8 protein-coding genes are annotated in these 11,373 nt (G+C 41.2%); 3 read left to right on the top strand and 5 right to left on the bottom strand.

Going from position 1 to position 11,373, the window contains the following annotated elements; translation table 11 throughout:
* Positions 1-82: 82 nt before the first annotated feature.
* Positions 83-601, top strand: coding sequence for a disulfide bond formation protein DsbB (gene dsbB / locus ACSLUH_RS12230; protein WP_448567370.1), 519 nt, complete (start codon positions 83-85; stop codon positions 599-601).
* Positions 602-730: 129 nt separating this feature from the next.
* Positions 731-2,446 (top strand): MFS transporter, encoded by a 1,716-nt coding sequence (locus tag ACSLUH_RS12225; RefSeq protein ID WP_448567368.1) that lies wholly within the window; start codon positions 731-733, stop codon positions 2,444-2,446.
* Positions 2,447-2,605: 159 nt separating this feature from the next.
* On the opposite strand, the gene ACSLUH_RS12220 is transcribed toward ACSLUH_RS12225, so the two are convergent.
* The 3 genes from ACSLUH_RS12220 to psrA all read right to left on the bottom strand — a co-directional run bounded on the left by ACSLUH_RS12220 (position 2,606) and on the right by psrA (position 5,807).
* Positions 2,606-3,988, bottom strand: coding sequence for an SLC13 family permease (locus tag ACSLUH_RS12220; protein ID WP_448567366.1), 1,383 nt, complete (start codon positions 3,986-3,988; stop codon positions 2,606-2,608).
* A gap of 28 nt (positions 3,989-4,016) precedes the next feature.
* Positions 4,017-5,015 carry a beta-N-acetylhexosaminidase gene (gene nagZ, locus ACSLUH_RS12215; RefSeq protein ID WP_448567364.1) on the bottom strand — a complete coding sequence of 333 codons (999 nt, stop codon included), beginning with the start codon at positions 5,013-5,015 and terminating at the stop codon, positions 4,017-4,019.
* Between the two features lie 168 nt (positions 5,016-5,183).
* The gene (gene psrA, locus ACSLUH_RS12210) at positions 5,184-5,807 is read right to left on the bottom strand and encodes a TetR family transcriptional repressor PsrA (RefSeq protein WP_448567362.1); all 624 of its coding nucleotides are present in this window, start codon (positions 5,805-5,807) and stop codon (positions 5,184-5,186) included.
* Between the two features lie 255 nt (positions 5,808-6,062).
* Between psrA and ACSLUH_RS12205 the strand changes: the two genes are divergently transcribed.
* On the top strand, positions 6,063-7,898 hold the full coding sequence (locus tag ACSLUH_RS12205; protein ID WP_448567360.1) for a M2 family metallopeptidase: 1,836 nt from the start codon (positions 6,063-6,065) through the stop codon (positions 7,896-7,898).
* 58 nt (positions 7,899-7,956) lie between these two features.
* Here ACSLUH_RS12205 and ACSLUH_RS12200 read toward each other — a convergent pair whose 3' ends face one another.
* Both ACSLUH_RS12200 and rimO read right to left on the bottom strand, forming a co-directional pair.
* A complete protein-coding gene (locus ACSLUH_RS12200; RefSeq protein WP_448567358.1) occupies positions 7,957-9,498 on the bottom strand; it encodes a glutamate synthase-related protein in 1,542 nt (513 codons plus the stop codon).
* A 254-nt stretch (positions 9,499-9,752) separates the two neighbouring features.
* Positions 9,753-11,198, bottom strand: coding sequence for a 30S ribosomal protein S12 methylthiotransferase RimO (rimO, locus tag ACSLUH_RS12195; RefSeq protein ID WP_448567356.1), 1,446 nt, complete (start codon positions 11,196-11,198; stop codon positions 9,753-9,755).
* Positions 11,199-11,373: the final 175 nt, after the last annotated feature.

Below are 11,373 nucleotides of genomic sequence, written 5' to 3'. Positions count from 1 at the left end.
CGCCAATAAGGCGCTTTTTTAGTTTATTCACTTGGCTGGAATTGGTAGATTATTGCTAATAGAAATACCATAGGATTTGTTTGTGAGATTTATTAGTAACTTAACAACGAATGCCAGAGCATGGCAATTACTGGCTTTAACCGCATTAGGCTTAGAGCTTACCGCCCTATATTTTCAGTATGTACTCGACTTAGCACCTTGTATTATGTGCATTTATCAACGTGTTGCAATTTGGGCAATCTTCTTTGCTGGCGTCGTTGGCAGCTTAGGTCATCAATATGTTATCGCAAGATTGGTTGCCTTTGCTTTATGGGGAACTGGCGCGATATGGGGCTTAATTATCGCTTTAGACCACGTAGAGATGCAATCTGCTGCTTTTTCATTTTTGTTTAGTTGCGACATTGTCCCGAATTTTCCGTCATGGGCTCCGTTACATGAATGGATCCCACCGCTATTTGCAGCAACAGGCGATTGTGGAGAGATCCAGTGGCAATTTTTAGGGCACTCCATGCCAGAATGGATGGTTGTTGTTTATAGCGTTTACACTGCTATTTTTGCCGCAGTGCTTACCGCGAGAATTGTCGATAAACGATTAATTTAGTTAAGCACTAACCCTTAGTGCTCTGCAGATAATAGAAAAGCAACTGCTATTGGAGTATGATTAGCAGTTGCTTATTTTAGTTTATTCATTTAGATTGTATACAATATATTCACAATTAAAGAAAGTACAATGTCAGAAAATATAAAAACAACGCCATTTAACGGCACTTTTTATGTTGCCAATACCATGGAAATATTTGAGCGTTTAGCATGGTATGGTTTCTTTGCGCTCTCATCACTGTATATGACCAGCCCTATTTCTCAGGGAGGTTTAGGGTTTAGTGATCAAGAGCGTGGTTTCTTGCAAGGGATGGTGCCTTTTTTCTTATATTTGTTCCCGGTCATTACCGGCGCCATAGCCGATCGTTATGGCTATAAGAGAATGTTTATCCTCTCGTTTGTCATTATGACACCTGCATATTTTTTACTAGGACAAGTCACCAGTTTTTGGGCATTTTGTGGTGTATTCTTCGCTGTTGCTATTGGTGCAGCCTGTTTTAAACCGATAGTTGTTGGAACAATTTCGCGAGTGACCGATGATACAAACCGCGGTATCGGCTTTGGCATTTTTTATACCATGGTGAATATCGGTGGCTTTTTGGGGCCACTGATTGCAGGCTATGTTCGTGTTATAGGCTGGGATATGGTGTTTATCATGTCTTCGTTATGGATTGCGATAAACTTTATTCCTGCGATTTTCTTTTATAAAGAGCCTGCGGTGTCTTCAGAGAAAAAATCGTTTAAAGAAGTGCTCGGAGAAGCTCAACAGGTGCTTGGCAATGGTCGTTTAGCCTTAACGATTGTTCCCGTGATTATCGGTTTAATGATCGCAGCAAAAGGCGCTATATCATGGTCTCTTTTTACCTATATCAGTGTTTTTTGGATTGTTATTAATTTTGTTTGGGATAAGTTGATCCCAACACAAAACAACCAAACGAATCCACGTTGGTTTAAAGAAAAAATGCAGCTCGGTAATACCTCATTTATCGTTTACCTTCTGATATTAACCGGCTTTTGGACAATGTATTTGCAGCTTTTTATCACTACTCCATTGTACATCCGAGACTTTGTTAATACACAAGATTTAGTTCAGCTAATCCAATGGTTAGCTCCTTCAACTCTCGAATTTTTTGCGGGCGTTAATATCGAACAACTAACGAGCTTTATTAGCGATAAAGTGCAATTGATTCAAGATAACAACTTAGACGCGGCATCTGCGCTGTATTTTGAATTGGTAAACTATAAAGTGATGGTGCCACAAGATGTCATTACGGCTGGCTTGCACTCTGTCGCTGAAGGGTCAACTTCTGCAAGCAACTTAGCTAAACTCTGGGCTGAACAATATCGACAAGTCAACCCAGAATATATTGTTAATTTAGACTTTGGCGCCATTATTGTTTTTCAATTATTAATCAGTAAGTTTTGTAATCAGTTTAAAGCGCTTCCGGTCATTATCGGTGGAACCTTGCTTATCGCGCTGTCTTTTATTATTGGCGGTCTTGCGACAGGTATTGGTTTTAGCGGTATCCTTATTGCCCTTTCTATTGTTGGTTTCGCTTTCGGGGAAATGATTGCCTCACCGAAAAGCCAAGAATACGTGGCCGCGATTGCGCCAAAAGAAAATAGCGCGATGTATATGGGCTATTACTTCGTTTCAATGTCATTAGGCTTTTTGTTTGGTGGTTTATTATCTGGCTGGAGTTATGGTTACTTTGCCAGAGAGTTAAATTCCCCGATGTTTATTTGGGTGATTTATGCCGGAATAGGGGTAATTACTGCGCTATCATTATTGGTCTTTAAGCAAAAATGGCTTCCTAGATGGCAACGTCGTGAGGCCATCGCTTAGCAATTCTAATGATTAAAAACACTTTTTGATTAAATAAAATAGCCAGCTAAACAGCTGGCTATTTTTTTTGTGTTGGTCAAACTTAACATTCACGCTTAGGCTTAAAATACGTGACCTCCTGATAATGTTAGCTCACCAAATTAAAGTCACTAAGAGTGACTACATCAATAAGTAGTAGCACGCACTGCCAATGATGATTGCAACAACAAAGCTAAGAATCGCACCTTCTTTAACCATTTCAGCGATAGTTAATTTTCCAGTACCATAGGCAATCGCATTAGGCGCCGTAGCAACTGGCAACATGAAGGCACAACTAGCGCACATAGCTGCTGGGATCATAAATATTACGGGGTCAAAACCAGATGATATCGCCGCGACAGCCAAAATCGGCATCAAAAGTGTCGCAGTTGCCGTATTGCTGGTGATTTCGGTTAAATAGGTAACCACTAAACATATCGTTACTATCATCAGTAACGCTGGTAAGTTTGACAATGACGTTAACCATTGCCCTAATAAATCACTTAACCCTGAGGCGACGAAACCTTTAGCGATAGCAATACCGCCAGCAAACAACAATAACATTCCCCATGGGATCTCCTTTGCAGTTTCCCAATCAAGTAAACGCGAACCCTTACCATTGGGAACAATAAACATCATGACAACCGCTAGGAGTGCAATGGTGCTATCACCAGCGTATGGGACATCAAATAATCCGCTCCAACCGCCAAACGGTTCATTTCGTGTGATCCAAGCTAGTGCCGTTAAACCAAATACCCATAAAGTGCGACTTTCTTCTTTCCGCCAAGGCCCCAACGTTGGCATATTAATGCTGTGTTCAAGCTTTACACCTCGAGTTAACCACAAAGCTATAATTGGAATCACCACCAAAACAATCGGCACCCCTATCTTCATCCAGCTAAGAAAACTAAACTCTTTTCCGGTTTGCTCCTCATATATCGCCATAAAAATAACGTTCGGTGGCGTACCAATAGGTGTTCCTATTCCGCCAACGGAGGCCGCATAAGCAATACCCAAAATCATCGCCACCGCAAGCTTGTGGTTGTCAACGTGTGAAAGGATAGCAAGCGCTATCGGCAACATGATGAGGGTTGTCGCGGTATTGGATATCCACATGCTTAAGATAGCTGATGCAAACATAAACCCCATCACTAAGCGCTTAGCACTGCTGACGCCGACTAGTTTTACCATATAAACGGCTAAACGCTCATGAGCACCACTTTTTTCAATCGCTTTTGAGAGCATAAATGCCCCCATAAGTAACAAAATGACATGGCTTCCCAACGAGGATGCCGCAGTTTTATGATCAACAATGCCGAACATTGGCAATAAAGCAAAGGGGATCAACGACGTTGCCGGGATTGGGATCGCTTCAGTGACCCATAAAATAACCGTTAGCAGCGTGATAGCTGCGGCGGCTGATGGCGAATAATCAAAGCCATTGCTACGTAAAACATAAAAGAGAATAAATGAGAGAATTGGCGCTAACAATAATATCTGCGTATTGGTTATTTTTTTTATCATAATGATTCACTTTGCCTTAATTGCATGATCACCAGTTAGAGATTTCTTGGTTTAAGCTTTGCCATAATGGCATTTGCTTCATATCTTGCCATGTCGATAGGCTTGTTTTTAGCATCTTAGCAATACGTTGCTCACCATATCCGCATGTCACGAGATTCGCGTTATCTATCACTTCAAAGACAGCAAGACGATTATTGCACATCAACAACATGTCACAGCCAGCTTCTTGCGCAGCTTCTGCTCGCTCGATAAAACCACCGATAGATGAGGCGCCGTGCATAGATAAATCATCGCTAAAAATAACGCCATCAAAACCTAAACGGTTGCGCAAAATATCTTGTAGCCAAATACGAGAAAAACCAACAGATTTGTCGTCAACATCAGGATAAATAACGTGTGCGGGCATAATGGCGGCCAATTGGTTATCAGCGATTAACTGCTTAAAAGGTTGCATATCAACTTTTTCAATCGCTTGATAGCTGCGCTCGTCAATTGCCATGGCAATATGCGAGTCCGCTTTGACACTGCCATGGCCGGGAAAATGTTTACCCGTCGCTTGCATGCCCACTGATTTCATACCATTGATAAAATGATGGGCTAGCATTGCGACAATGTCCGGTTGTTGATGAAAGCTACGATCACCAATTACAGCGCTAATATTATTAATATCAAGTACTGGCGCGAAACTAATATCAATGCCAACCGATTGCACTTCCAAGGCCATCAACGTTCCTGCTTGTTTCGCCATCACTGCTGCCTGTTCAATATTAGCGCTGGCTAACTGATATATTTTCCCCATCGCAGGGATAGCACTAAACCCTTCACGAAATCGTTGAACACGGCCACCTTCATGATCAACAGCGATAAGTATATTACCATTAACACTCGTTCTAATATCATCAGTTAACGCTGATATTTGCTGTGGTGATTGATAATTGCGTGAAAATAAGATGACACCACCAACTAGGGGATGATTGAGTAACTCTTTATCTTCCTGAGTTAACGACGTCCCTTCGACGTCGATCATAAGAGGTCCCATAACACCTTCGATAAACAGATAAAAATGCCGTTACTCTACCCAATTTACATGATAAAAACAAAAGAGATCGATGTGCAGAAAAACAAAACTACCCATTTCTAAGAAAATATGAAGAAAAATGCGCTAAGGGATGACCTCAACACCTTAATATAGGCTCTATTCTATTGGTGCAGCAACGCCTGCAGCGATAAAAGGAATAACTTTTTGAATGACATCTTCGATTGACATATTGCGATCGAAATCATTTTGGGCAATATCCATCAAAGCATCACTTGAAGACATGGTAAAGACAATGGTTCCCATGGTGAAATGTAAACGCCAGAAAATATCTTCTGCTGATAATTGTGGGTAAGCTTTTTGAACCGCCAAGACAAAATTACTAATCAACCCTGGATATTGTGTGGTAAAAAACCAACGCAAGAATCCCTGACTATCTGTATATCCGCGCCCTAACAACTGAAGAAAGTTACTGGTACCATTTTCTCGAAATACGTTTAATGACAACAAAGGCGCTACAAAAGCTGAGAATACCTCGGTTAAACTAGGTTGTCTCTCTTGCTTGCAAATATCTTCCAAGGCAATGACAAGATTTGGAGCCAATTCATCCATGTAACGAGACATAACCGATTTTATCAATTCTTTTTTTGAACCAAAATGATAGTTAACCGCGGCTAAGTTAACTTCCGCTAAACTGGTGATTTCTCTTAACGATGTACCATTAAATCCTTTTACGGCAAACAAACTTTCTGCGGCGTCTAGAATTTTATTTTTTGTACTCATTTACAACTCTGTTACACAAAATATTAGGGCTCGAATAACAGTTTAAACAAGCGTTTAAAAACATGCAATAAGCGATTGTAATTCATGCTTTACATAAATATTGCACCAATAAGCATTTTTAGTACATGAAAGTGCCTTTTCCATTCAATCACATTACGTTAGTATACTAGCTTGCAATTTAACGTAATCCCATGCCTATCTTTTTAAATTGCAACCATCAATAAGCGCTAATAGAAAGGATTATTAATAAATATAATGAAAACTTTACTCAAACATTCAAGCATTGCCTTGTGCGTTGTTGCTGCATTAAGTGCATGCCAAGAAGAAAAAAAATCGACAGAATTAACCAAAGAGCCAATTAAACAATTAACGGCGCAAGACGCTGAAAACTTTTTAGCTAAAGTTGAAAAAGAAACCATCGAATTAAATATCGAAGGTGCCCGAGCTGCATGGATAAATGCCAACTTTATCACGGATGATACCAATGCTCTAGCGGCAGAAGCGAGTCGTAAATCAACGGAAGCAGGTGTTGAGTTTGCGATGGAAGCAGCTAAATTTGACGATGTTAAGGTGACGGAAGATCAGCGCCGTAAATTAAACATCCTCAAGCAAAGTCTTGTTATGCCTGCACCTCAAGATCCTGCAAAATCTGCAGAACTAGCACAAATTGGTTCAGAATTAAACAGCATGTATGGTACAGGATCATATACTACTGAGGCTGGTGAAAAGCTTAGCTTAGGTGATATGACAGCCACCATGGCAACATCACGCGACTATGATGAACTACTGGATTTATGGCAAGGCTGGCGCACAATTAGTCCAGCGATGAAGCCTTTGTTTGTTCGTCAATCAGAACTCGCCAATGAAGGTGCTCGAAATTTAGGTTATGAAGACTTGGGTACCATGTGGCGCTCAAATTACGACATGAAGCCGAGCGAATTTGCGACAGAGCTTGACCGTTTATGGGGTCAAGTAAAGCCTCTTTATGATGACTTACATTGCTATGTAAGAACCGAATTGGGTAAAACTTACGGTGAAGACAAGGTACCGCAAGACCAACCAATTCCTGCCCACTTACTCGGTAATATGTGGGCTCAAAGCTGGGGTAATATTTATGATCTTGTCGCACCAGAGGATGCTGATCCTGGCTATGACTTAACCAAACAACTTGAAAAACACGGCTACGATGAACTTGAAATGGTACGTGGCGCAGAAAAGTTCTTTACGTCACTAGGATTTGAGCCTTTACCAGAAACATTCTGGAAGCGTTCACTATTTACTAAACCAGAAGATCGTGATGTCGTCTGCCATGCGTCCGCATGGAACCTTGATGCTAAAGATGATATTCGCATCAAAATGTGTATCCAAAAAACGGGGGAAGAATTTAACGTTATTCACCACGAGTTAGGTCACAATTTTTATCAACGCGCATATAAAGATCAACCAGTATTCTACCAAGCAAGTGCTAACGATGGATTCCACGAAGCCATTGGTGATACCATTGCCTTATCGGTTACGCCTAAATATCTTAAAGAAATTGGCCTAATTGATGAGATCCCAGACGAGTCAAAAGACATCGGCTTATTATTGAAAATGGCACTTGATAAAATTGCCTTTATTCCGTTTGGCTTATTGGTCGATCAATGGCGTTGGAAAGTATACTCAGGGGAAGTTACCCCTGAAAACTATAACAATGCTTGGTGGGAACTACGTGAAAAATACCAAGGGGTTACCGCACCCGTTGACCGCCCTGCCGATGCGTTCGATCCAGGTGCTAAATATCACGTTCCTGGCGGCGTTCCTTATAGCCGTTATTTCTTAGCCCATATTCAACAATTTGAATTTCACAAAGCACTTTGTGAAATTTCAGGCAATACCGACCCGATTCATCGCTGCTCTATCTATAACAGCAAAGAGGCAGGCAAAGCATTGAATACCATGTTAGAAATGGGCTCTAGTCAGCCGTGGCAAGAAGCTTATAAAGTATTAACGGGTAGTGAGCAAATGGATGCGACTGCTATTCTTGATTACTTCGCACCACTTCATGCATGGTTAAAAGAGAAAAACAAAGGCCAACAATGTGGTTATTAGGTTAAATTAAACCTTTTAAGCTCGCAAAAAGCCGCTTTAAGCGGCTTTTTTATTAATACTAATTAAGTTCTTCAAAGCCTGCGTATTTCACTCCTGAAAGCATTGCCATTTCTCGATGCCAAGTTGCTAAATCCTGTTTATTAAAGCCATTAAGATTATCGTGACCACATGCTCTTGCCATCACTTGCATTAGAGATACAGAGGCATTAAAGAAATTTGACAATTGTTGTGCTGATTTTTCAATGTTGAGTCTTTTACGTAATTGTGGATCTTGAGTTGCAATTCCCGCGGGACAATTATTGGTATTACACATACGAGCAGCAACACAACCTATCGCCTGCATCGCACTATTGGACAGCGCAATAGCATCTGCCCCAAGAGCTAACGCTTTAACAAAATCCATCGGCAAACGTAAGCCTCCAGTAATGATCAAGGTCACGTTACCACTTTCCCCTCGCTCATCAAGATATCGCCTCGCTCTGGCTAAAGCAGGTATCGTTGGAACGCTGATATGATCCCTAAAAATTTCTGGAGCAGCACCGGTTCCACCACCTCGACCATCAAGGATGATGTAATCAGCACTCGCATCCAGCGCGAACTGAATGTCTTCTTCAATATGGTTCGCACTTAGTTTAAAACCTATTGGAATACCACCTGTTATTTCTCTTACTCTGTCAGCAAACTTCTTAAATTCTTGCGGTGAACTCATTTTTTCAAAGGTGGGTGGGGATACTGCGGGTTGCCCTTCAGGAATATTCCGTACCTTGGCTATTTTGCCTATATTTTTATTCCCTGGTAAATGCCCTCCTGTGCCGGTTTTGGCTCCTTGGCCGCCTTTAAAATGGAATGCCTGAACATGTAATAGCTTTTGTTCATCGTAACCAAATTGTGCGCTAGCCAGCTCATAGAAATAGCGAGAATTAGCTTGTTGCTCTTCTGGTAACATTCCTCCTTCCCCTGAGCAAATACCGGTTCCCGAAAGTTCCGCCCCTTTTGCTAATGATATTTTCGCTTCTTCTGATAATGCGCCAAAACTCATATCTGACACTAACAAAGGAATACTTAGTATTAACGGCTTCTTAGCCTTAGGGCCAATAACCACCTGTGTTGCTACACTGGCATCTTCTTGCAATGGTTTTGTAGCCAATTGTGCGGTCATAATTTGAATATCATTCCAGTCAGGTAATTGATAACGTGGTACCCCCATTGACACCATGGGACCATGCTCTCCGAGGTTTAATAATCCTTCTTTGGCTAACTGATGAATAAAAGCGACGCTGGGTTCTTCTTTAGTCGCTTGTGCTACAGGGATCTTATCTTCAGCGCTTTTTACCCCTGGACCCTCGCTACCGATATCGCTTTGGTCAAACTGTTTATGGCTACCATCACAAAACGGTTGATTAGCAGAATGCTTACATTGACAAAAATAGGCTTCTTCATTGCGCTGAGCTTTGTGTGCCAAAGGCTTAAACTCTGTACCTGCATGTGAACCATCACAAAAAGGTTGATTAGCTGAGCGTCCACAACGACAAAAATAGTAACTTTTGTCTTTTACTAACGACACTTTCGCAGGTTTGATGTCAGCGATCGTAGGTTTCATCTGCACTTTCCTATTTATCATTGTTTTACTAGGTGAACTAACGTGAATCCATCAGTCTTTAAATAAAGCCTACGCATTTCATGCTTTCATATTTAACAAACTGATACCACAAAGATATTCTTGCGCTAAAGTATAGGAGAAGAATGACAATGTTGAGCAAATGCTGGCAAATTACATAAAAAAACCACATCGGTAAGGATGTGGTTTCTTGGTGGAGATTAGGGGCTACCAATTAGCCATTGGTTATTTAGGCGCTAGTCTTCAACTCTAACGCCCCAAACGTCATGTTCATCGGCGTGAATGATTTGCACCCATACTTGGTCACCAGGCTCAACATCGAATTCATCGGTTAAGTAAACTTTACCATCAACTTCAGGCGCATCCATATATGAGCGACCAACGGCACCTTCACTGTTTACTTCATCAATCAAGACTAAATACTCTTGACCTATGCGTTGCTGTAACTTCTCAGCACTAATTTCAGCCTGAACTGCCATAAAACGTTGTAAGCGATCTTCCATCACCTCATCAGGCACATGATCAGGCAATTCGTTAGCGGTTGCCCCTTCAACTGGAGAGTATTTAAAACAACCAACACGGTCAAGTTGTGCTTGACGCAAAAATTCTAACAACTCTTCAAACTCTTCTTCAGTTTCGCCAGGAAAGCCGACAATAAACGTTGAACGGATCACTAATTCTGGACAAATCTCGCGCCATTTTTTAATGCGCTCCAACACACGTTCTGAGCTACCGGGACGCTTCATCAGCTTTAAGATGCGTTTGTTTGCGTGCTGAAACGGAATGTCCAAATAAGGCAATATCTTGCCTTCTGCCATCAACGGGATGATACTATCAACATGTGGATAGGGATACACATAATGTAAACGCACCCAAACGTCTTGCTTTGCTAATTCTTCACATAACTGCTGCATGTGGGTTTTTACAGGCATGCCTTCATAAAAATCAAGCTTGTGCTTAACATCAACACCGTAAGCAGATGTATCTTGGGAAATAACCAGTAACTCCTTAACGCCAGAATTAGCAAGTCGTTTAGCTTCACCTAATACTTCACCAATTGGGCGAGAATCCAAATCCCCGCGCATTGATGGGATGATGCAGAAAGTACAGCGATGATTACACCCTTCTGATATCTTTAAATACGCAAAATGTTTAGGGGTCAGCTTAACCCCATGATCAGGAATTAAATCAACAAACGGGTTATGCTTAGGTTTTTCTAAATGCTCATGCACTTGTGTTAGCACTTCATCATATGCATGAGGGCCAGTGACCCCTAAAACATTAGGATGCAGCTCGATAATTTCATCTTTCTTGGCACCTAAACAACCCGTAACCAATACTTTGCCGTTCTCTTTTAACGCTTCACCGATTGTATCGAGTGACTCTTGCACTGCTGAATCGATAAAACCACAGGTATTCACAATCACCATATCGGCATCGTCATAGCTTGGCACAACGTCATAACCTTCTGTTCGCAGTTGCGTAAGAATTCGCTCAGAATCAACAAGGTTTTTAGGACACCCAAGACTTACGAAGCCCACCTTTGCAGCGCGCTCTGTGCTATTTTGAGCGGTATTTGACGCCGATTTAGCCTGTTGAACTTCAATAGCCTGCTCTTCTAGCACCTTTTTAGGCGTATCAAGCGTAGTAGTTTGTTTGGGGTCGAATTGTTCAACAGTCATAATGCGCCTTGAAATAAAACAAAAGTAATCAATAAAAATCACTGGTAATTTTGAGTGCGCGGATTATACAGTAAACTATCAAATATTTCAGCATTATTAGGTTAGGAATGGTATAAGAATAACCAATTAATAAAGAAGGAATTTCAATGCATCAAGTTTACTCTAAACTCAAGCT

This window comes from Thalassotalea ganghwensis (genome assembly GCF_053485795.1).
The sequence above is the reverse complement of the archived record's forward strand: the minus strand, read 5'-3'. Positions and strand labels throughout refer to the sequence as shown.